This is a genomic window from Ruegeria sp. ANG-R (assembly GCF_000813985.1).
Taxonomy (GTDB): domain Bacteria; phylum Pseudomonadota; class Alphaproteobacteria; order Rhodobacterales; family Rhodobacteraceae; genus Ruegeria.
Genome location: NZ_JWLJ01000001.1, coordinates 524,054 through 544,227 on the forward strand (window position 1 = coordinate 524,054; position 20,174 = coordinate 544,227).

Here is a 20,174-nt window from a genome sequence, read left to right on the forward strand (position 1 = left end):
ATGAGACTGAAACTCGTACCCCAGAACACCTCGTTCGATTTCTTCAGCCGCTGGAAGATCTGGCTGGGTATTTCAGGTCTGATGATGGTGGTGGCCTTCACCTCTTTTATGCTGCAGGGCCTGAACTTTGGCATCGACTTCCGCGGGGGCACAACGATCCGGACCCAAAGCGCGCAAGAGATCGATGTGGGCGCCTATCGCGATGCCATCGCACCGCTGGAACTGGGCGATGTGACCATCACCGAGATTTTCGATCCAACCTTTGGCGAAGACGAAAACGTGGCGATGATCCGAATCCAGGCACAGGACGATGCCGAGGCTGTGTCTGCCGATGTGATTGAAGCGGTTGAACATGTTTTGGGTAATGCGACCCTGAGCAGCATGAACGTTAACATCACTATGCAAAATGGCCCATCGGAGCAGGTTGTTGATGCTCTTATCGCACTTGGAGGCGAGGACGTTGGCGGTATATTGGTATTCGAGCCGGGGAGTTCGGTTGAACTTCTTGAGCAGCTGAGAATAGCAGCGGTCGATGCAGCCACGGTCGGCAACCCCGTGGCCAGTATCAGTTTCGACTACGACAATATCCAGTTCGTCTCGGTCGAATCCGTTGGTCCAAAGGTTTCGGGCGAGTTGATCCAGACCGCGGTGATCGCGGTCGCCTTGGCGATCGGTGCGGTGCTTGTCTACATCTGGCTGCGGTTTGAATGGCAGTTTGCACTCGGGGCCGTGGCCGCATTGGTGCATGACGTGATCCTGACCATCGGTATCTTCTCGGAACTGCAAATCCGTTTTGACCTGGCGATCATCGCCGCACTTCTGACCATCGTCGGCTATTCGCTGAACGACACCGTGGTCGTCTTTGACCGGGTGCGGGAAAACCTGCGCAAGTACAAGAAGAAGGACCTCAAAGAGGTCCTGAACATCTCGATCAACGAAACGCTCAGCCGGACGGTTATGACCTCGGTCACCACGCTTCTGGCACTGATCTCGCTTTATGTACTGGGCGGGGACGTGATCCGGGGCTTCGTCTTTGCGATGATCTGGGGTGTGATCGTGGGGACCTATTCCTCGGTCTTCGTCGCCTCGACCATCCTGCTGTGGCTGGGGGTCAAGCGGGACTGGTCGAAACCGTCGAACACGGCCGGCAACCAGTTCGCCAATATCGATGCCTGATCTGTTCGGCCAGACCCCAACCGGTCTGGCCGTCATCTTCTTCGCCTCTTTGATCGGAGGGATCGTGCGCGGCTTCTCCGGCTTTGGAACCGCGTTGATTTTCCTTCCCGTAGCCAGCCCTTATCTGGGACCGTTCGGTGCCATTATCGCACTGACGGTCATGGACATCTTCGGCCCGATCCCCAACCTGCGCCGCGCCTGGAAGGTTGTCGAAAAGGCTGATCTTGCGCGTCTTTTGTTGGGATGCGCGCTTCTCCTGCCAGTCGGGCTGTGGCTGCTGACCCGCTCGGAACCTAACGTGTTTCGCTATCTGGTTAGCCTGATTTCATTGTCGATGCTGGTCATTCTCATTCTTGGTTTGCGCTACCGTGGAGCGGTATCGCGCAGCATGGTTACCGCCATCGGTGGGGCGGCGGGGTTGCTGGGTGGTGTCGCCGGTATACCGGGGCCTGCGGTGATCCTGTTCTACATGTCCCGGCCGTTGCCGGTAGAGATCATCCGCGCAACAATCCTCCTGTTCCTGTTCGCTTTCGACCTCCTGATCCTCGGATATCTGGCAGGCATGAGCCGTCTCTCGATCGCCAATGTGGGATTGGGACTGGCTCTCGCTGTTCCCAATATGGCCGGGAATTGGTTGGGCGGCTGGATGTTCCGGCCGGAACACGGAGGTCTCTATCGCGGTGCGGCATATCTGGTGATCGCAACAGCAGCCTTGTCCGGCCTGCCGCTTTGGGGCTAGAACCCTCCACATGCGCCTGAACGAGATCACATATACCAACGCCCAGCCGGTTGACGGCTATGGCCCCGGCTTCTTTCGGATCGGCGGTCAGGTTCACGATGGCGCGATCCTGACCGGCCCCACTGGGACCGGTGCCTGGTCGGGCTATTCCGACACGGACACGCTGTTGACCTTATCCGAACACATTGATGTTTTGTTCATTGGCACGGGAAAAGATCTGACCCACATCCCTTCGGACCTGCGCACAACATTGGAAGAGGCTGGTTTGGGCGTGGAGATCATGAATTCTCCTGCAGCCTGCCGCACCTACAACGTGCTGCTGTCCGAAGGTCGACGCGTCGCGCTTGCGCTGATCCCCGTCTGAGATTTGCGTGTGATCTGGAAAACAGTATTCCGGGGAGCTGAAGGGGTAGCGGACCGGCCCAACGCTTTCAGATTATAGATCATTGTAGTTTTGAGCCCGCTCTTCTGTTTGGATGCTTGCTGCTAATCTTCTCGCCGGGGGCAAATTGGTTCTAGGTAATCTCGGGACAGCGATTGTGGCTCGAGTTCCTGAGGGTGCAATCTGCCATCGCTTATGACTTTAGGAAGCGGATAGAGAGTGGCTCCTTGGTACCTCTTTGCAAACGGTTGCTAACGCAAGATAGTCGAAATCCGGACGTCGCGGCGAGGGCTGGAGAGCGAATCTCATCTGGTAGAAGACTGCACTGTGCTCTCAATCTCCAGATAGCGCAGCAAAACTAACTACTCTGCGGCGAGATGAATTTGGATTTCTTAGCGTCGTTCCTTTGATGACTATTGGTAAACATTAGTCAATTTGACACCAATCAAAGCGCAGAATGAGGCTATCTGCTAGGCGTTGTCCAGAACAGTGAAACCGAGGAGAACATGCATGGACGCAACGCCCCAGATCACCCGGAAATCATCTCAGATCAAAGCTGCAACTGCACCGCGCCCCGAGGCCTCGTCGCCCAGTCCCGAGAAAATCCGACAGGCGTTTGAAAGTGGGGAATATCCTTATGGCCGCAAGATGGCGCGCAAGGAATATGAGACGCAGAAGGCCGAGATTCAGGCCGAGTTGCTGAAGGTTCAGCTGTGGGCGCAGGAGACCGGTCAGCGGTTTGTGCTGCTGTTTGAAGGCCGTGATGCGGCTGGGAAAGGTGGGACCATCAAAAGGTTCATGGAGCATCTGAATCCGCGTCAGGCGCGCGTCGTTGCTTTGAACAAGCCGACCGGAGAGGAGAAGGGGCAGTGGTATTACCAGCGCTACGTGCAACAGCTGCCGACCGTTGGCGAGATGGTGTTCTACGACCGGTCTTGGTACAACCGCGCAGGTGTCGAGCGGGTTATGGGCTTCTGTACTCCTAACGAGTATCTGGAATTCATGCGGCAGACGCCCGAGTTGGAGCGGATGCTGGTTCGTTCGGGTATTCAGCTTTACAAATACTGGTTCTCGGTCACGCAGGAAGAACAGCAGCGCCGCTTCAGAAGCCGCGAGACCGATCCTCTGAAGCAGTGGAAACTGTCGCCAATCGACAAGGCCAGCCTGAGCAAGTGGGATGACTATACTGAGGCGAAAGAGGCGATGTTCTTTTACACAGACACCGCTGACGCGCCTTGGACGATCGTCAAGTCCAACGACAAGAAACGCGCGCGGCTGAACTGTATGCGTCACTTCCTGTCTACGCTGGATTATCCCGACAAGGACGATCGGATCGTGGGTGAGCCTGATCCGCTGATCGTGGGGCAGGCGCATCATGTAATCCATCGCTCGGATCACATCCTTGGCACGGCTCTGCATCCTGATTCCAAAATCGGCTGATCGCGGGAACAACGGGGAAGTGATGCCATTGCCCAGCAGGGCAGTGGCATTTCGCTGATCCTCTGATTTGAGTCTCACTTTGATTTTTTGAGATGACCTCTTGTCTCCGGGTCTGGGCAAGCCTAAGGCTGGCGGAATGAGCAAGGTCATGACATATCCCGGCCATTTCCGAGCCATTGCGGTGCTGGGGCTGCCGTTGATCGGCGGGCATCTGGCGCAGTATGCGATTGGTCTGACCGATACCATCATGCTGGGATGGTATGGGATCGAGGCCCTGGCTGCGGTGACGCTCGCCAGCAGCTATTTCTTTGTTTTGTTTCTGTTCGGAGCAGGCTTCGGCTGGGCCGTCATGCCCATGGTGGCCACTGCCGCAGCGGAGGAGAATGAAACCAGCATACGCAGGTCCACCCGCATGGGGCTGTGGCTCTCGCTGATCTATGCAGCGGTAACGATGCCCCTATTGTGGTGGTCCTACCCCGTTCTGATTGCACTCAAGCAAGAGCCGGAAGTGGCTGAAACTGCAGCGAAATATCTCCGCGTTGCGGGCTGGGGGCTGTTCCCGGCTTTGCTGGTGATGGTGTTGAAGTCTTATCTTGCCGCGCTCGAGCGGACCCAGATTGTGTTGTGGATCACCATCGTTGCCGCATTGGTCAACGGCCTGACAAACTATGCACTGATCTTCGGGAACTGGGGCGCCCCCGAGCTGGGGGTAATCGGTGCAGCCATCGCCTCGGTGGCGACGCAGATCGTGTCGCTGGTGGCGGTTGTCATCTATGCGGTGCGGGTACTGCCGGAACACAGCCTGTTTCAGCGGTTTTGGCGCCCGGATTGGGAGATGTTTCTTAGCGTTCTGCGACTGGGTGTGCCAATCGGCCTGACGACTCTGGCTGAGGTGTCCCTGTTTGCGACATCGGCGGTCATGATGGGCTGGTTGGGTCAGGTGCCGCTTGCAGCCCACGGGATTGCGCTAAACCTGGCGTCCGCTACATTCATGGTTCATCTGGGCCTGTCCAACGTGGCGACGATCCGGGCGGGCAACGCGTTGGGTCACCGCGATCGGGCACATCTCGAGAAAGGCGCCATCGCAGTGACGGGGATGTCCCTGGTGATGTCTGCGCTGACGATCATCCTGTTTCTGACCTGCGCGGAGCCGTTGATCTCGTTGTTCATGGAAGCCGACGACCCGCAGCGCCCTCAGATTCTGCTGATCGGAACCGGATTGCTTGCCATGGCTGCCCTGTTCCAGTTGGTTGATGGAGCGCAGGTTATCGCGCTGGGTCTGTTGCGCGGGTTGCAGGATGCAAAGGTGCCGATGGTCATGGCGGCGCTCAGCTACTGGGTGGTTGGAATGCCGGCCTCGTATTACTTCGGGTTCATTCAGGGGATGGACGGGATCGGCGTCTGGCTGGGCCTTGTACTGGGGCTGGCATGTGCCGCCGTTTTGCTGATGGCACGCTTCTGGTTCCGGTCGGTACGCAATGTGGGTGAAGTGCCCGCCTGACGCGTCAGCCCTTGCTGACCCGGTCTGATTTCTTGCGGACAAGCACCGAACGAAGATCGTGCATCGCCATCAAAAGCCGATCCGTAACCTCTTCCAACTGCTCGTCCGTGGCTTTGGATTGCGCCCATTGCGTAGTCAGGTTCAGATGATCAACCGCGCGGTGAATATCATCCATGTCGCGCCGAGCGAGCAGGATTTTGCGCTCATCCATCCAACGCGCGATTTCCGTTTTGTCGGCATCGGTCAGAACGCGCTGCCCCTGCGGTTTGACTTCGCCATTGCGGATATTGATCACAGCTATCTGGTCCATCTCGATCCGGCGCTGGCGGTTTTCCGTATCAATCCTGAACACCGCTGCGCCGTTTTCGCGTACGCGGAAGTAGTATTCGGGCAGGGCTGAGGACATATGAACCTCCGCGGTCAGGTCAGCGCGGCACAGAAGCGCTGGATGCGCGTGCAGGCCTCGGTCAGGGCTTGATCCGACGTCGCGTAGCTGACGCGGAAATTCGGCGACAGTCCGAACGCCGCGCCAAATACGACGGCCACGTCAGCCTCTTCCAGCAAAGCGGTGGCAAACGCTTCGTCGGAATCGATTACCGTGCCGGCGGGCGTGGTTTTTCCGATCAGGCCCGCGATTGACGGATAGACGTAGAATGCGCCTTCGGGCGTTGGGCATGTGATGCCGTCGATCTGGCTCAGCATATCGACGACCAGATCGCGGCGCCGTTTGAATACCTCGTTGTTCGGGGCAAGAAACGCCTGCGTGCCATTCAGCGCTTCGACTGCAGCCCACTGGCTGACCGAACAGGGGTTCGAGGTGGATTGCGACTGTACCTTGCGCATCGCAGCTACAAGTTCGGTCGGACCTGCCGCATAGCCAATGCGCCAGCCGGTCATGGCATAGGCTTTGGATACACCATTGCAGGTGAGCGTCCGGTCATACAGTTGCGGTTCCACTTGCGCAGGGGTGCAAAACGCGAAACCGTCATAGGCCAGATGCTCATACATATCGTCGGTCATGATCCAGACCTGCGGATGGCGCACGAGCACGTCAGTCAGCGCCTTCAGCTCATCCCAGCTATAACCCGCCCCTGTGGGGTTCGAGGGGGAGTTGAAGATGAACCATTTGGTATTTGGCGTAATCGCTGCTTCAAGTTGTTCGGGCGTCAGCTTGAAACTGCTCTGCAGGCTGGTTTCCACCACCACGGGCGTTCCACCCGCTAGCAAAACCATATCCGGATAGCTGACCCAGTAGGGGGCGGGAATAATCACCTCGTCCCCTTCATTCAACGTGGCCGTCAGCGCGTTATAAAGCGTCTGTTTGCCACCTGTCCCGACCGAGACCTGAGCGGGCGTATAGTCCAGCCCGTGGTCCCGTTTCATCTTGGCACAGACTGCCTGTTTCAGTTCCGGGATGCCGTCCGGTGCGGTGTATTTCGTCTTGCCTGCGGCAATGGCGGCAATGGCGGCGTCCTTGATATTCTGCGGCGTGTCAAAGTCCGGCTCACCAGCGCTGAGCCCGATGACGTCGCGCCCGGCGGCCTTCAGTTCCGCCGCTTTGGCTGTCATCGCGATCGTGGGCGAGGGTTTTACGCGTGACAATGTCGCAGACAGGAAACTCATGGGTGGCCTCGGTTTGTATGTTCAGCCTGACTGTCATAGGGTGCGCCGGAATATCGATCAAGCCAATTGAACCCCACCTATTGGAGGCCCCGATGAACGACGAAACCGACTGGTTCGGACCGGATACAGCAACCTTCGGTGATCGCGTTGCAGGCGCGCGAGAAGTTGCAGGGATGACCCAGACTCAATTGGCCCGTCGTCTTGGGGTAAAAAAGGCCACGATCATCTCGTGGGAGGATGACCTGTCCGAGCCCCGTGCCAACAAACTGTCAATGATGGCAGGGCTGCTAAATGTCTCGATCATGTGGCTTCTGACGGGCGAAGGTGACGGCATGGACGAGACCAGCCTGAACGGGGATGTAGACTCGGAACTGCGTGATCTGGTGGCAGAATTGCGCACAATTCGGGGCGAGATGCGCGCCAGTTCCGAACGTTTGGCCCGCGTGGAAAAATCTCTGCGCCTGAAACTGGAACGCAATCAGTGACCGAACCGCACGAAACCCGCATCAAGCGCATGAAGATGCGCTCGATGCGGCGTGGGATCAAAGAGATGGATTTAATCCTGACGGCCTACGCCGACCGCAACCTGTCGTCGATGGATGAGGACGGGCTGAATACCTATGATGCGCTGTTGCACGAAAACGATCAGGATCTGTATCAATGGGTGACCGGTCAGGCCAGCCCACCAGAACGGTTGGCGGATATGATCGCGGATATCGCGCAAACCTTTCAGAAATAAGGGAAACCAAGCTTAACCGATTTTTCGGGAATTCGCGTCATGTTTTCAGAAACAGCGCGAGGAATCGGAGGATCGGATGAGTATGGAGTTACAGGTCGCCGCGCCCGGGACCAAGGGGTTCATGACGAGCTATCTTGAGGCACTGGCGCTGGTCGAGCGTCTGCATCGCTTGCTTCTGGATGTCATAAAAGATGAATTCGAACGTGTCGGCGTATTGGAAATCAACGCCGTACAGGCCCTGCTTCTGTTCAATATCGGCGATCATGAGGTGACCGCGGGTGAGTTGAAAAGCCGTGGCTATTATCAGGGCAGCAACGTCAGCTATAACCTCAAGAAACTGGTCGAGATGGGCTATATGCACCATCAGAGATGCGAGATCGACCGCCGCTCGGTCCGCGTCCGCCTGACCCCGCGCGGGCGTGAAATTCGCGATATCGTGTCGGACCTATTTGCCCGCCACGCCGAAGGCTTGCAAAGCCGTGGTGTGATCGGAACCGACGGGATCGAAGACATCACTGGGTCATTGCGCCGGGTCGAGCGATACTGGACCGATCAGATCCGCTATATCTACTGACCGAGGAGCGGTCGGTGTCCAGGACAGGACCAATCCGTCGAGTTCACGGATCAGCTTGCGGGTCATTGCCTCTTCGTAGGCTTCGAAACCAAGTGCAACTTCGACAAAGGCGTCTGGTCCCAGAATGACCCAAGCCCTGTAATAGGCCGATAGCTCTCCGACCTCGACATGGCGCGTGTCGCCCTGGCTGGGGTTGTCGGCGCCGATCACAAGGCCATTGATCGTGATATCAGAGCCTTGCAGGGATGTCCTGATGTCCCGGGGGTTTGGCCCGACATTGTGTTTGCCGTCGCCCGACAGATCCAGCGTGCGCCGCCAACACTCGCTGTGTGCCGCCAGCAGTTCAGCGCCATACCGCATGGCCGATCCGACGGCTATACCTTGCGGAGCAGTAGAGCGTTTTGTGTTTCGCAAGCGCTGTTCGATCCGATGCAGATGTTTTGCAAGCGCTGTTCGATCCGATGCAGATCGGCAGATGCGCGGATATCGGTCCAGTCCAGCAAAAGGCGTTGGTGGCCGGTTTCGCTCCATTCGAATATGGCGACCCGCACAAATGTGGTCGGGTTCGACAGGATCAGATTGACAACGTCGGGGTGGCGCAGGGCGGCGGCAAGGCCGTTGAGCTGCAGCTGATACTCCCGACTGTCGACCGAACCTGACACGTCAAGGCCAAGTGCTAGCGCCTGCCTGCATTGAGCGGTAAGCGGGCTGGACAACAAACATAAGAGAGTGGCGCACAGGCGGATCATTCGACCACGTCCGATTGCAGCGCGCTGAGTTCCACACCTTTCAGTTCCCGTTCAAGCTTGCGTCGCATCGCGCGTTCGAAATCGTCAAACCCTGCGGCGATCTCAAGGAACGCCCCGGGGCCATGAAGAACGTTGTTCTGAAAGAACGGGATCAGGTCGATTTCACCCTCGAAGTCGGCGGCGTTGATCACCAGCCCATTCACGGTCGTGTTTTCGAACGGAAAATGCTTGTAAGCGATTTGTGGCCCGTAGCCATCATTGTTCTTGCCATCGCCTGAAATATCGATGGTCTGGAACAGGCACCGTGGGGCGCGTCCCATGAGTGTCGCGCCATATGCCAGCGCATGACCCATAGCGGTAGGAGAATCACTGGTTGACCGCTTGGATTGGCCGATACGGTGCGCCGCCGATACCAGATCTGCCGTTGTCTCGATCACGTGCCAATCCAGCAGGAGTTTCTGGTTGAAGCCGCCAGACCATTCATAAACCGCCAGTGCGACGGGTTGCGGAGAGATGAAGAACGCCTCTTGCACCTCAGGGGCGATCAGAGCGGCGGCCAACCCTTTACGTTGCAATGCATCCTCGGACGCATCGACTGAGGTTGAGATGTCCATCGCGAGGGCCAGCGCCAGGCGGCATTGCTCGGCCAGAACGGGGCTGCCCGAAAGGATCAGCCCCAGAGATGTCGTCCAGCGGATCACCAGTGGCCGGTGCTGTCCATGCTTGCCCACGGCTCTGCCGGTTCCAGCGCCTCTCCATTTTGCAGCAATTCGACCGAGATATTATCGGGTGAACGCACAAACGCCATGCGACCGTCTCGCGGCGGGCGGTTTATGACAACACCGTTGTCCTGAAGGTGCTGGCAGGTTTCATAAATATCGTCGACGCCATAGGCGAGGTGGCCGAAATGGCGGCTGTCGCTCGGCAGCTCATCATCGCCGTCCCAGTTATAGGTCAGCTCGATGGGGGCGTCCTCCTGCCCCGGCGGGGCCAGAAAAACCAGCGTGAACCGTCCCGCCTCGCTTTCGTAACGACGGGTCTCTTTCAGGCCCAGAAGCTCATAGAACGCTATGGATTTCTCAAGATCCTTCACGCGGACCATGGTGTGAAGATATGTCAGCCCCATCGCGACTTTCCTTACATTGGTTGTGATGATCAGCAGCTTAGCGCGCCGCGGTCTCATGTCGAGGGGGCAGGTCGGGTAGATTCCAGAGTTTGCGCATTACGCCGCACATATCGCGGTTTCGATGGTTGATGAGCCGATATATAGTGGTTGGCGACTCATTGCTGGAAAGGACAATTTCATGCCGCTGTCTGACGACCAACTTGCCGAGATCGAAGCGCAACGCGCACAGTCGAACCCGACACGACGCGTCGTTGCCGAAGGTATGGAAGATCGCCTCTATACGGCGCACCAGGTGCTGGACCACGGGTTTGTGCGCGTCATCGACTATATGGGCGATGACGCCGCGATCTGCCAGGCAGCGCGCGTTTCCTATGGAAAGGGCACCAAATCGGTTCAGAACGACGAAGGTCTGATCCGCTATCTGATGCGGCACTGGCATTCGACCCCGTTCGAGATGTGTGAGATCAAACTGCACGTCAAGCTTCCGGTGTTCGTTGCGCGCCAGTGGATTCGGCATCGGACGGCGAACGTAAACGAATACTCGGCGCGTTATTCGATTCTGGACAGGGAGTTCTATATTCCTGCCCCCGAGCATGTGGCCGCGCAGTCCGAGGTCAACAATCAGGGCCGGGGTGACACCTTGCAGGGTGAAGAAGCGGCACGCGTGTTGGAGATTCTGAAAGCCGACAGTGCGCGCTGTTATGACAACTATGAAGCGATGATTGGTCAGGATGGCCAGCAGGGGCTTGCGCGTGAGCTGGCGCGGATGAATCTTCCCGCGAATGTCTACACGCAATGGTACTGGAAAGTGGATCTGCATAATCTGTTCCACTTCCTGCGTTTGCGCGCTGACCCGCACGCGCAGTACGAAATCCGCGTTTACGCCGAAACCATGTGCAAGATCGTTGCCGATTGGGTGCCGTTCGCCTATCGCGCGTTCGAAGATTATCGCCTTGGGGCGGTCAACCTGTCGGCACAGATGGTAACTTGCCTGCGTCGGATGTTGAGCGGCGAGAATGTCACGCAGGAGAATTCGGGCATGACAGCTCGGGAATGGCGTGAGTTCGAAACCGTTATTCGCGAAGGCTAAAGCACGGGTTATCGAGCCCTTCGTCGGTGTGTTGGAAATACCCACAAATGCGCATCGAAGTTCATTCGGCACGCGGACGGGGTTAGTCCCTGAATTCGGTTAACGGCCTGAAATTGGCCGTCAACCTTCTTTGTCTTTCCCGCAGCAAGCGGGCCCTGCTTTATAGCGGCTTCAAATCAGCAGCCATCTGGCGGCCATCGCGTCCGTCCTGCAACTCGTACGAGACTTTCTGATTGTCAGCGAGTCCGGTCAGACCGGATCGTTCTACGGCCGAGATATGAACAAACACATCTTTGCCACCCTCATCGGGCGCAATAAAACCATAGCCTTTGGTTGTATTAAACCATTTCACGGTGCCAGTTGGCATTTCCCGTGTCTCCTTCTACTTACACGTTGTCCCACAAATCGGTGGGGGCAGTGGCTGGCAAGACCGCAACACATCACTGTTCGCCCAAACGATACAGCCCGAGTTGCGTGTTTCGCCTTTTTCAACATTGCATGGTGAAGTAAAAAATCAAGAATAACCGGGACGGCCTGATGGGTTTGCCCAGATTTGCAGCAGTTACAGGATCGATCAGATAATGCGCCTCTATGGATTAAAGACTTGCGATACTTGCCGTAAAGCCTTGAAATCGCTTCCAAGTACGGAATTTATCGACGTCCGCGCGCAGGGCGTTCCCGAAAATCTCCTGTCATCGGCGTTTGAAAACTTCGGCAAAGCCTTGCTCAATACCCGGTCAACAACCTGGCGCGGGCTGGACGATGCCACGCGCAATCGGCCTGTGCTTGAGTTGCTGGTTGATCATCCGACCCTGATGAAACGCCCATTGATTGAAGCTGATGGTCAGCTCTATCTGGGCTGGACGCCCGAAACCCGTCAGGCTCTTGGTGTTGCCTGAAACATTGCCTATGTGACATGGGCAACAATCGGAGACCTGTGAATGCGAAACGCTGCCATGATACTGGGCGTCATTGCCGGACTAATCGGAATGATCGTCGGTTTTTTCGGTTATGGCTTTGTGGAGTTGATCGATCAATTTGGTGAGATCGAGGGCATTGCCGAGCAGGTAGATAACCCCGAGTTGATCCAGACCGCTTCGATCGTGGCGCCGTTATTGGCAATTGTAGGGGGTGCAATGGCCCATTCGCGCGCTTTGATCGCGGGCGTATTGCTGCTGATCTCTGCGGCTGGAATGTATTACGCCTTTGGCTTCGGTGTTTTCACCATGTTCCCGATTGCTTTTGCAGGCGTGGCGGGTTTGCTTGGGCTCGCGGCGGGAAAGCCGGACGAGCCCAAGGCGCATTTCTAGGTCATTTCAGGCGTAGCAGCCGGTCCAGTGATATCGGACCGGCTCCGTTGATCACAATCACCAGCAACAGGAATGTCCACATCACACGCTGATCCATCAACGTGATGGCGTTATCGAACAAACCACCTAGTTTGACGCCGTGGCCGGTCACATCAGTCAGCGTTTGGACCCAAACGAATCCGATCATGCCCAGCGCAGCAAGACGGGTCAGCAGGCCGACCAGCAACAATACCGGCAGGGCAAACTCGGCTACCGTACCAAAGAAGATGACGACCCGCTGGAAAAAGGTCATCTGGCTGACGTCGTACAGCACAGCTTCGGCGGCTTTGGGGAAGATTTGCCCAAACGCCCCGGCTGATGGCGAGAAGATCGAGCCGTCGATCTTCAGCGTAGCCGAGTTCCAGTAGTAGACAAACAGGACGGCCACAAAGACCACCCGGGCCAGGGTTGGCGTCAGCCAACCGGACGCGTGATCCGCTTTTTCCATCGCGTTGTTGTAGGTTGAGATCAGGGCAGTCATGTGTCCAGCCTTTCGATAGTCACAGAGGTTATTGCACCGCCCTGCAAAAGCAGTGCCAGAGTGGTTCCAAGATCAAATTCGGGCGTTTCCGCCACGGTGGTTTCAAATGCATTGCCGATCGTTTCCCCAGCCCGAATGCGGTTGATCCAGGTCGCACCACCTGGGGGTAACGTATGTGGGGCAGGGTCGTATTCGGGGCGTGTAATCAGGATATCCTGGGCGCCCGCCTCGGGTTTGGGGGCGTCGTCTTCTGTGTTGAACAACCAGATCGCATGAACGGGCCAGTCTGACCGCAGGACCTGTGCCGCCGGGGCGAGTGCCAGCTTGGCCTGCATCAGGTCATCTGGCGGGATGCTCAGGGCATCGGCGTCGATGGGCCGACTATCGGCGGCGTGATAGGCTTGCCGCAAAGCCAGTTCCAGGCGGGCAATATCCGGTAGGTACCCCAGATGCGACAGTTGCTCTATCCCTTCCAGAAACGCGGGAAACTCTTCACCGTAGAGCATCATCAGGGGCGATGAAGGTGGATGTTGGCGCAGGAACATCCCGGCCAGGCCATCCATGTTCTGTGATCCGAGCAGCTTTGCAATGACCGGAAATGCCTGATGCATCGCCTCTGTCAGCGAGACGGCCACGTTGTTGCGATACACGCTGAAACGACGCCCGGCAGGCCGGGCTTTTGAATCCAGCAGACCATCCGGCACCGGTTTGCCGGCGTCCAGCAGGGCTTTGTGGAATGTGGTCTGAGACACGCTCATGCCGGAACCTTGTCCAATGCAGATTGTGCCCGTTCAGCTTCGGCACGTAACACCGGCCAGTCCGGCACATCGGTGTCCCATTCGATCAACACCGGTTTGGGGCCGGATTTATCCAGAACATAGTCCAGCAGGGTCCAGACCGGGTCCACGACCTCGCGCCCATGGCTGTCGATCAGCAGTGGCTGACCGTGATCGTCCTCGTCTTCGTCGTGACCGCCCAGATGAATCTCACCGACCTGGTCCAGCGGATAGGCATCGATGTAGCCCTGCGGAGAGAAATTAAGATTGGTCGCCGAAACAAACACGTTATTGACGTCCAGCAACAACCCGCACCCGGTGCGCCGGGCGATCTCGCGCAGGAAATCGGGCTCGGACCAGGTGCTTTCCTTGAAGGCCAGATAGCTCGACGGATTCTCCAACAGCATTTGCCGCCCGACAACCTCCTGCACCTGATCGATATGGTCGCACACACGCGTAAGCGTTGCATCGGTATAGGGCAGGGGCAGCAGATCGTTCAGAAAGTGGCTGTCATGGGTCGACCATGCCAGATGTTCCGAGAAACTGGCCGGGTTCAGCCATTCAACCAGATGTTTCAGGCGGGCCAGATGATCGGCATCCAGCGGGCTTTCGCCGCCGATAGATAGGCCGACGCCATGGACGGAAATAGGAAATTGTTCAGATAGATGGCGAAGCTGGGCCAGCGGTCTGCCACCATCACCCATGTAGTTTTCGGCATGGATTTCCAGCCACGCCACGGGCTTGGCGTGCTCAAGGATCTGCGAGAAATGCTGTGGCTTGTATCCGACCCCCGGCGCCGCGGGAAGTCGGTTCGATCTGAGAGCGTTATCCAACATTTGCAAATCCCCTGATCACGACAAAAAGGGCGGGCGATCATGCCCGCCCTTTCTGGTTCATTCGGACAGCCTTATGCGGGCAGGTCACGCTCGAGCGGCTCAAGCGAGCCGTGGCGGGCCTGACCATCTGCTGTTGCTGGCAATTCGATGTCGGCGCAGGTGCCAGCATCGACCAGGGTCCATGCGTTGCCCTGATAGTCGACGGTCGAGGTGCCCGCGCATGTAGTGCCGGGGCCAGCTGCACAGTCGTTCTGACCAGCCAGAGAAACACCATAGCACTTCTCTTTGGCCTGTGCCGTAGCAGTTGTGGCAGCGCCGGAAACGGCTGCAGCGACAGCGCTTGCGATAACCAGTGTTTTTGCGGTGTTCGACATCTTGGAAATCCTTGTTAATGACTGCGTATGTCTGCTTGTGACAACGACGAAGGTAACGGTTCAGCGGCAGCAGTTGAATTCACGAGCCCGTGTCTCACAACCCCGTCAAAGATCGTCATGCACCCTTGAAGGTTAACAAATTGTTTTTGAAATGAAAAATGGTATTTGTTTCAATCCGGCCCAAAAGTCTGGGCCGGATTTCCGGCAGTTTGGCGCCGAATGTTACAGCAGATCGGGTGGCGTTGCGGCCTGACCCAGTTCTTTTGTTACAGACTCAAGCGACTGAACTTGCGTTTGTTTTTCACCCAGACGGCGGACACTGACCGAGCGTTCATCAACCTCGCGGTGACCAACGGCCAGAATCACCGGTACTTTGCCCACCGAATGTTCGCGGACCTTGTAGTTGATCTTTTCGTTACGGGTATCCGCCTCGGCGCGGACACCAGCGGCGCGCAGGGTATCAACGACTTCGGCCACATACTCATCGGCCTCGGACGTGATCGACGCGACGACGACCTGACGTGGCGCCAGCCAGAAGGGCAGCTTGCCTGCGTGTTCCTCAATCAGGATGCCAATAAACCGCTCGAACGAACCCAGCGTCGCGCGGTGCAGCATGACCGGACGGTGTTTGCCGCCGTCTGCGCCGATATATGTGGCGTCCAGACGTTCGGGCAGAACAAAGTCCACCTGATGGGTGCCGCACTGCCAGTCCCGGCCAATTGCATCAGTCAGAACAAATTCCAGTTTCGGGCCGTAAAACGCGCCTTCGCCGGGGTTGAGTTCCGGTTCGATTCCTGCGGCGCGGGTCGCACTGAGCAGGGCGGCCTCAGCTTTGTCCCATACCTCGTCCGAGCCGGACCGCTTTTCAGGGCGATCCGAGAACTTGACCGAGAAGTTTTCGAACCCGAGGTCCTTGTAGACCACGGACAGGAATCGAATGAACTCGGCGGTTTCAGATTCGATCTGGTCTTCGGTGCAGAAGATGTGCCCGTCATCCTGGGTAAAGCCGCGCACACGCATGATGCCGTGCAGTGCGCCCGACGGCTCGTAGCGGTTGCACGAGCCGAACTCGGCCATGCGAAGCGGCAGGTCGCGATAGGATTTCAGGCCCTGGTTGAAAATCTGCACGTGACAGGGGCAGTTCATGGGCTTCAGCGCGTTGATCGCCTTTTCCCGCGCATGTTCCTCGTCCACTTCGACGATGAACATATTCTCCTGATATTTGTCCCAGTGACCCGAAGCCTCCCATAGCTTGCGGTCGACGACCTGAGGTGTGTTGACCTCGACATAACCACCCTTGCGTTGCTGACGGCGCATATAATCCTGTAGCTGGGTGTAGATGGTCCAGCCATTGGGATGCCAGAAGATCTGACCCGGAGCCTCTTCCTGCATGTGGAACAGGTCCATCTCGCGGCCCAGCTTGCGATGGTCGCGTTTGGCGGCTTCCTCGAGCATATGCAGGTGCGCTTTGAGCTTTTCCTTGCCGGTGAAAGCCACACCGTAGATGCGTTGCAACATGGCGCGGTCGCTATCGCCGCGCCAATAGGCCCCTGCGATGGACATCAGCTTGAACGCGTCGCCCGGAACCTGTCCGGTGTGCTGCAGATGCGGGCCGCGGCACAAATCCTGCCAGTCGCCGTGCCAGTACATGCGAAGCGGCTCATCGCCGGGGATCGCCTCGATCAGTTCGACCTTATAGGGCTCGTCGTTGGTGGTATAGAAATCGATCGCGCGCTGACGGTCCCAGACCTCGGTGGTCACGGGGTCGCGTTTGTTGATGATTTCCTTCATCTTTTTTTCGATCAGGCCGAGGTCTTCGGGCGTGAATGGCTCAGCCCGGTCAAAGTCGTAGTACCAGCCGTTTTCAATAACAGGGCCAATGGTGACCTTGGTGTCGGGCCAGATCTCCTGCACCGCGCGGGCCATGATGTGGGCCAGATCGTGACGGATCAGCTCATTGGCCTGAACTTCATCTTTCATGGTGTGGATGGCGATCTGCGCATCTGCCTCGATGGGCCATTGGAGGTCCCAGTGCTGGCCGTTCACCGTGGCCGAGATGGCCTTTTTCGCCAGTGATGTGGATATATCGGCAGCGACCTGCGCGGGCGTAACGCCAGCGTCGAAGGATCGGGAATTGCCATCGGGAAAAGTAAGGGAGACTGACTGTGAGTCCAGGGCCATATCGGCTCTCCTCGTCGGTTTGGCGCCCACTGAACGCCCGGTTGCGGGTTATGTGTGTCGGGCTCATGTGGCAGGTGGGCGCGCGGGTGTCAAGGGTAGGAGCGAGGGGCCAGCCCCTCGCGCACCCCGGAGTGTTTTTAGCCAGATGAAGAAGGATCGGGGAATTGCAGACAGTTGTGTGACATGCATGATGGGCTGACAATCAAAGAGGATAGCATGGCAGAGGCAGAATTTCTGGAGACCGCGCAGGGGCGACGGCTGGCGTATCACAAGAGTGAGGGGCACGGGCCGACCATCGTTTTTCTGGGCGGCTTGAAATCGGATATGGAGGGCACCAAGGCGGTGCATCTTGAGGCCTGGGCGCAGGCGCGTGGGCAGGCCTTTCTGCGGTTTGATTATTCCGGGCACGGCGAAAGCTCGGGCGCTTTTACCGACGGATGTATCGGGGACTGGCACGAGGATACGCTGGCAGCCGTCTCTCGGTTAACCGACGGTCCGCTGATTGTTGTAGGATCGTCCATGGGCGGGTGGCAGGCGTTGTTGCTGGCGCGTGTCATGCCCGAGCGAATTGCCGGACTTGTGACAATCGCGGCGGCGCCGGACTTTACCGAGGACGGGTATTGGGCGTCATTTTCGGATCAGCAGAAATCTGATCTGGAAACCATTGGGCATGTGGAACTGCCCTCGGACTATATGGAGCCCTACATTATCACCAGGCGGATGATCGAGGACGGGCGGCAGCGCCTTGTCTTGCGCACCCCGCTTGATCTGCAATTCCCGGTGCGGTTTCTGCAGGGGACGGCGGATACGGCGGTCTCGACCGAAACGGCGGTGCGTCTGCTGGATCATGTCACTGGCCCGGACATGCAGTTGCTGCTGGTCAAAGACGCGGATCACAGGTTCTCGGATGGGCCGTGCCTCGGCTTGATTGAGCAGGCGGTGCGGGACGTGATGGGAAGCGCCTGATGCAGCGCTTGGGCCGGGTCCTCGGGCGACTGTTGCTGGGCCTCGTGCTTGTCTGTGGGGGGATTTACCTGTTTGGCCCACGTGAGCCGGTGAACCTGCATCCGCGTTTCGATCCGCGCAAATTTGGCGAAGGTGTTCAGGTTTATTTCGAAAGCACGGAATCGGTCTATGACGACATCGTGCCGGGCGTCGAAAAGCGGGTGGTCTGGCAGGATGGTTTTTACGAGCAGCGGACACCTTACTCGGTGCTGTACATCCATGGGTTTTCGGCCTCGTCCGAAGAGATCAGACCCGTGCCTGACCGGATTGCGGACGCATTGGGGGCCAACCTCGTTTACACCCGGCTTCAGGGGCACGGGCGGGATGGTGACGCGATGGCCGAGGGCACGGCCTCGGGTTGGATGCAGGACGCGGCCGAGGGTCTGGCCGCCGCCCGGGCGGTCGGAGAGCAGGTGATTGTGATCTCGACCTCGACAGGCGGTACTTTGGCCGCTGCAGCCGCGCTGGATACGGAACTGAGTGCAGATGTGGCAGCAATGGTGTTCTTTTCACCCAATTTCGGCGTGAACACGGTTGCCGCGTGGGTGCCATCCTTGCCTTGGGCCCGTGAGTGGTTGCCGCTGCTGCTGGGGGCAGAGCGGGATGTATCCAGCGCCGATCCTGAGAAGAACAGATATTGGACATCCGCGTATCCCTGGGAAGCGGTTGTGCCTATGTTTGCCCTTGTGGATGCTGTCTATGCCCTGGATTTCTCGGGCGCGCGGGTCCCGGCACTGTTCTGGTTTTCGGAAGACGACAAGGTGGTGCGGCCGGACAGGATGCATGAGGCGGCTCGGGCCTGGGGTGGCCCCGTTTCGGTTTCACTGGTCAGGATGGGGGCCGAAGACGATCCGGCCTCGCACGTGGTGGCGGGACGCCTGATGTCGCCGGGCCAGACCGATGCGGCGATTTCAGGCATATTGAATTGGTTGTCTGAGCAGGGAATCGAATAATGGAACAGCGGGTAAGCCTAATAACAATCGGTGTCGAAGAGCCTGCAACAGCGGCTGCGTTTTACGAGACACTGGGGTGGCGGCGCGTCGATACCCCGGACGGGGTGATTGCGTTTGATCTGATCGGCCAGACGCTCGGCCTCTATCCTGTATCTGCGCTTGCAGATGAGATCGGCGTGGATGCAGCGACACTCGGCCATGGGGCGATGACGGTCAGCTACAATTGCCGCTCAAAAGAAGAAGTGGCCGAGGTGCTTGGGCAAGCCGAACAAGCGGGTGCCATTGTGCTGAAACCTGCATCAGATGTGTTTTGGGGCGGGCATCACGGGTATTTTCGCGCGCCCGACAAGACGATCTGGGAAATCGCGTTCAATCCGTTCTCGAACCTCGCCGCGGACGGGTCTTTCCGCTGGAACGGGTACTGAGCGTGCGTCGGCCAGGTAGCATGTGGAGCCTCGAGACATTGGGCCGCGTGCGCCTGTCCCGGCATTTTTACATGCGTGATTTTCTATATTCCGAGATTGGGAACTTTCACGCATTGCAGAACATTCCCGACAATCCCGATCTTGCGATCGAAACCGGGCGTGCCTTTTGCGAAACCCTGCTGGACCCGCTGGAAGAAACCTTTGGGCGTGTCGCGGTGCGCTCGGGCTATCGCTCGCGGTCCCTGAATCGGTTCGGAAATGAAAACAGGCTGAACTGCGCCCGCAATGACAACCCGTTGGAGTGCCATATCTGGGATTGGGCCGAGGGTGACCTTCGGGTCGCCGGGGCCTCGGTCGTCATACCATGGTTTGCGGATCGCTACGCGCAAGGGCGTGACTGGCGGGATCTGGCGTGGTGGCTGCATGACCATCTGGATTATTCCGAGATCTGGTTCTTTCCTAAATTGTGCGCTTTCAATCTGGTTTGGCGGCCCAAGCCCGTCAGGCGGATCGACAGCTATATCGCGCCGCGCGGCTGCCTGTTGCGTCCCGGAGCTGATCCCGGCGAAACGCTGGCCAGAAGGCAGGCGCGCTATGCAGATTTCCCGCCGTTCAGAGCAATCGAATATCCTTGAAGTTTTGCTTGCCCGGCGTC

27 protein-coding genes are annotated in these 20,174 nt (G+C 57.9%); 15 read left to right on the forward strand and 12 right to left on the reverse strand.

Annotated features, from left to right (window positions below; translation table 11 throughout):
- The 5 genes from secF (at position 1) to RA27_RS02620 (ending at position 5,238) form a co-directional block, all read left to right on the forward strand.
- Positions 1 to 1,176, forward strand: a complete 1,176-nt coding sequence (gene secF, locus RA27_RS02600; RefSeq protein WP_039534706.1) for a protein translocase subunit SecF — start codon at positions 1 to 3, stop codon at positions 1,174 to 1,176.
- Entirely contained in the window at positions 1,169 to 1,915 is a 747-nt protein-coding gene (locus RA27_RS02605; protein ID WP_039534708.1) for a TSUP family transporter, read from the forward strand. Before secF ends, RA27_RS02605 begins: the two co-directional genes overlap by 8 nt.
- A gap of 10 nt (positions 1,916 to 1,925) precedes the next feature.
- Entirely contained in the window at positions 1,926 to 2,279 is a 354-nt protein-coding gene (locus RA27_RS02610) for an Mth938-like domain-containing protein (RefSeq protein ID WP_039534712.1), read from the forward strand.
- Between the two features lie 528 nt (positions 2,280 to 2,807).
- A complete protein-coding gene (gene ppk2 / locus RA27_RS02615) occupies positions 2,808 to 3,737 on the forward strand; it encodes a polyphosphate kinase 2 (RefSeq protein WP_039534714.1) in 930 nt (309 codons plus the stop codon).
- A gap of 136 nt (positions 3,738 to 3,873) precedes the next feature.
- Positions 3,874 to 5,238 carry an MATE family efflux transporter gene (locus RA27_RS02620; RefSeq protein ID WP_039534716.1) on the forward strand — a complete coding sequence of 455 codons (1,365 nt, stop codon included), beginning with the start codon at positions 3,874 to 3,876 and terminating at the stop codon, positions 5,236 to 5,238.
- A gap of 4 nt (positions 5,239 to 5,242) precedes the next feature.
- On the opposite strand, the gene RA27_RS02625 is transcribed toward RA27_RS02620, so the two are convergent.
- Both RA27_RS02625 and RA27_RS02630 read right to left on the reverse strand, forming a co-directional pair.
- On the reverse strand, positions 5,243 to 5,644 hold the full coding sequence (locus tag RA27_RS02625; RefSeq protein WP_039534718.1) for a hypothetical protein: 402 nt from the start codon (positions 5,642 to 5,644) through the stop codon (positions 5,243 to 5,245).
- 14 nt (positions 5,645 to 5,658) lie between these two features.
- Positions 5,659 to 6,861 carry a pyridoxal phosphate-dependent aminotransferase gene (locus RA27_RS02630; protein ID WP_039534722.1) on the reverse strand — a complete coding sequence of 401 codons (1,203 nt, stop codon included), beginning with the start codon at positions 6,859 to 6,861 and terminating at the stop codon, positions 5,659 to 5,661.
- A gap of 92 nt (positions 6,862 to 6,953) precedes the next feature.
- On the opposite strand from RA27_RS02630, the gene RA27_RS02635 reads away from it, so the two are divergent.
- The 3 genes from RA27_RS02635 to RA27_RS02645 all read left to right on the forward strand — a co-directional run bounded on the left by RA27_RS02635 (position 6,954) and on the right by RA27_RS02645 (position 8,174).
- Entirely contained in the window at positions 6,954 to 7,346 is a 393-nt protein-coding gene (locus tag RA27_RS02635; RefSeq protein ID WP_039534723.1) for a helix-turn-helix transcriptional regulator, read from the forward strand.
- Positions 7,343 to 7,600, forward strand: coding sequence for a succinate dehydrogenase assembly factor 2 (locus RA27_RS02640; RefSeq protein WP_039534725.1), 258 nt, complete (start codon positions 7,343 to 7,345; stop codon positions 7,598 to 7,600). Before RA27_RS02635 ends, RA27_RS02640 begins: the two co-directional genes overlap by 4 nt.
- A 76-nt stretch (positions 7,601 to 7,676) precedes the next feature.
- Positions 7,677 to 8,174 (forward strand): winged helix DNA-binding protein, encoded by a 498-nt coding sequence (locus RA27_RS02645; RefSeq protein ID WP_193746457.1) that lies wholly within the window; start codon positions 7,677 to 7,679, stop codon positions 8,172 to 8,174.
- Here the strand turns inward: RA27_RS02645 and RA27_RS24950 are convergent.
- Genes RA27_RS24950 through RA27_RS02660 form a run of 4 tightly spaced genes read right to left on the reverse strand, consistent with a single transcriptional unit; the run spans position 8,121 to position 10,049 of the window.
- The gene (locus RA27_RS24950) at positions 8,121 to 8,588 is read right to left on the reverse strand and encodes a DUF1194 domain-containing protein (protein WP_343294141.1); all 468 of its coding nucleotides are present in this window, start codon (positions 8,586 to 8,588) and stop codon (positions 8,121 to 8,123) included. The genes RA27_RS02645 and RA27_RS24950 overlap by 54 nt on opposite strands.
- Positions 8,549 to 8,923, reverse strand: a complete 375-nt coding sequence (locus tag RA27_RS24955) for a DUF1194 domain-containing protein (protein WP_343294142.1) — start codon at positions 8,921 to 8,923, stop codon at positions 8,549 to 8,551. Before RA27_RS24955 ends, RA27_RS24950 begins: the two co-directional genes overlap by 40 nt.
- Complete coding sequence (locus RA27_RS02655) at positions 8,920 to 9,624, reverse strand: DUF1194 domain-containing protein (protein WP_039534727.1); 705 nt, start codon at positions 9,622 to 9,624, stop codon at positions 8,920 to 8,922. Before RA27_RS02655 ends, RA27_RS24955 begins: the two co-directional genes overlap by 4 nt.
- Positions 9,621 to 10,049 carry a VOC family protein gene (locus RA27_RS02660; protein WP_039536849.1) on the reverse strand — a complete coding sequence of 143 codons (429 nt, stop codon included), beginning with the start codon at positions 10,047 to 10,049 and terminating at the stop codon, positions 9,621 to 9,623. Before RA27_RS02660 ends, RA27_RS02655 begins: the two co-directional genes overlap by 4 nt.
- 178 nt (positions 10,050 to 10,227) lie before the next feature.
- Between RA27_RS02660 and thyX the strand changes: the two genes are divergently transcribed.
- A complete protein-coding gene (gene thyX, locus RA27_RS02665; RefSeq protein ID WP_039534728.1) occupies positions 10,228 to 11,139 on the forward strand; it encodes an FAD-dependent thymidylate synthase in 912 nt (303 codons plus the stop codon).
- Between the two features lie 160 nt (positions 11,140 to 11,299).
- On the opposite strand, the gene RA27_RS02670 is transcribed toward thyX, so the two are convergent.
- Positions 11,300 to 11,506, reverse strand: coding sequence for a cold-shock protein (locus RA27_RS02670; RefSeq protein ID WP_008758035.1), 207 nt, complete (start codon positions 11,504 to 11,506; stop codon positions 11,300 to 11,302).
- 214 nt (positions 11,507 to 11,720) lie between these two features.
- On the opposite strand from RA27_RS02670, the gene RA27_RS02675 reads away from it, so the two are divergent.
- Positions 11,721 to 12,038: an ArsC/Spx/MgsR family protein gene (locus RA27_RS02675; protein ID WP_039534729.1), complete on the forward strand. Its 318-nt coding sequence runs from the start codon at positions 11,721 to 11,723 to the stop codon at positions 12,036 to 12,038.
- A gap of 42 nt (positions 12,039 to 12,080) precedes the next feature.
- A complete protein-coding gene (locus tag RA27_RS02680) occupies positions 12,081 to 12,449 on the forward strand; it encodes a hypothetical protein (RefSeq protein ID WP_039534730.1) in 369 nt (122 codons plus the stop codon).
- Between the two features lies 1 nt (position 12,450).
- Here the strand turns inward: RA27_RS02680 and RA27_RS02685 are convergent, their stop codons facing one another.
- The 5 genes from RA27_RS02685 to thrS form a co-directional block, all read right to left on the reverse strand.
- Positions 12,451 to 12,969 (reverse strand): DoxX family membrane protein, encoded by a 519-nt coding sequence (locus RA27_RS02685; protein WP_039534731.1) that lies wholly within the window; start codon positions 12,967 to 12,969, stop codon positions 12,451 to 12,453.
- Positions 12,966 to 13,727, reverse strand: a complete 762-nt coding sequence (locus RA27_RS02690) for a DNA-binding domain-containing protein (RefSeq protein ID WP_039534733.1) — start codon at positions 13,725 to 13,727, stop codon at positions 12,966 to 12,968. The genes RA27_RS02685 and RA27_RS02690 overlap by 4 nt, the downstream gene beginning before the upstream one ends.
- Positions 13,724 to 14,581 (reverse strand): DUF692 domain-containing protein, encoded by an 858-nt coding sequence (locus RA27_RS02695; protein ID WP_039534735.1) that lies wholly within the window; start codon positions 14,579 to 14,581, stop codon positions 13,724 to 13,726. The genes RA27_RS02690 and RA27_RS02695 overlap by 4 nt, the downstream gene beginning before the upstream one ends.
- Positions 14,582 to 14,652: 71 nt before the next feature.
- Positions 14,653 to 14,955, reverse strand: a complete 303-nt coding sequence (locus tag RA27_RS02700) for a DUF2282 domain-containing protein (RefSeq protein WP_039534738.1) — start codon at positions 14,953 to 14,955, stop codon at positions 14,653 to 14,655.
- A 222-nt stretch (positions 14,956 to 15,177) separates the two neighbouring features.
- Entirely contained in the window at positions 15,178 to 17,136 is a 1,959-nt protein-coding gene (thrS, locus tag RA27_RS02705; protein WP_039534741.1) for a threonine--tRNA ligase, read from the reverse strand.
- Positions 17,137 to 17,352: 216 nt separating this feature from the next.
- Here thrS and RA27_RS02710 point away from each other — a divergent pair, with 216 nt between their 5' ends.
- The 4 genes from RA27_RS02710 to RA27_RS02725 are packed head-to-tail and all read left to right on the forward strand — an operon-like array spanning position 17,353 to position 20,154.
- On the forward strand, positions 17,353 to 18,102 hold the full coding sequence (locus RA27_RS02710) for an alpha/beta hydrolase (RefSeq protein ID WP_039536851.1): 750 nt from the start codon (positions 17,353 to 17,355) through the stop codon (positions 18,100 to 18,102).
- Positions 18,102 to 19,094, forward strand: a complete 993-nt coding sequence (locus RA27_RS02715) for an alpha/beta fold hydrolase (RefSeq protein WP_052265150.1) — start codon at positions 18,102 to 18,104, stop codon at positions 19,092 to 19,094. The genes RA27_RS02710 and RA27_RS02715 overlap by 1 nt, the downstream gene beginning before the upstream one ends.
- Positions 19,094 to 19,519, forward strand: a complete 426-nt coding sequence (locus RA27_RS02720) for a VOC family protein (protein ID WP_039534743.1) — start codon at positions 19,094 to 19,096, stop codon at positions 19,517 to 19,519. The genes RA27_RS02715 and RA27_RS02720 overlap by 1 nt, the downstream gene beginning before the upstream one ends.
- Before the next feature lie 20 nt (positions 19,520 to 19,539).
- Positions 19,540 to 20,154, forward strand: a complete 615-nt coding sequence (locus tag RA27_RS02725) for a hypothetical protein (RefSeq protein ID WP_039534746.1) — start codon at positions 19,540 to 19,542, stop codon at positions 20,152 to 20,154.
- Positions 20,155 to 20,174: the final 20 nt, after the last annotated feature.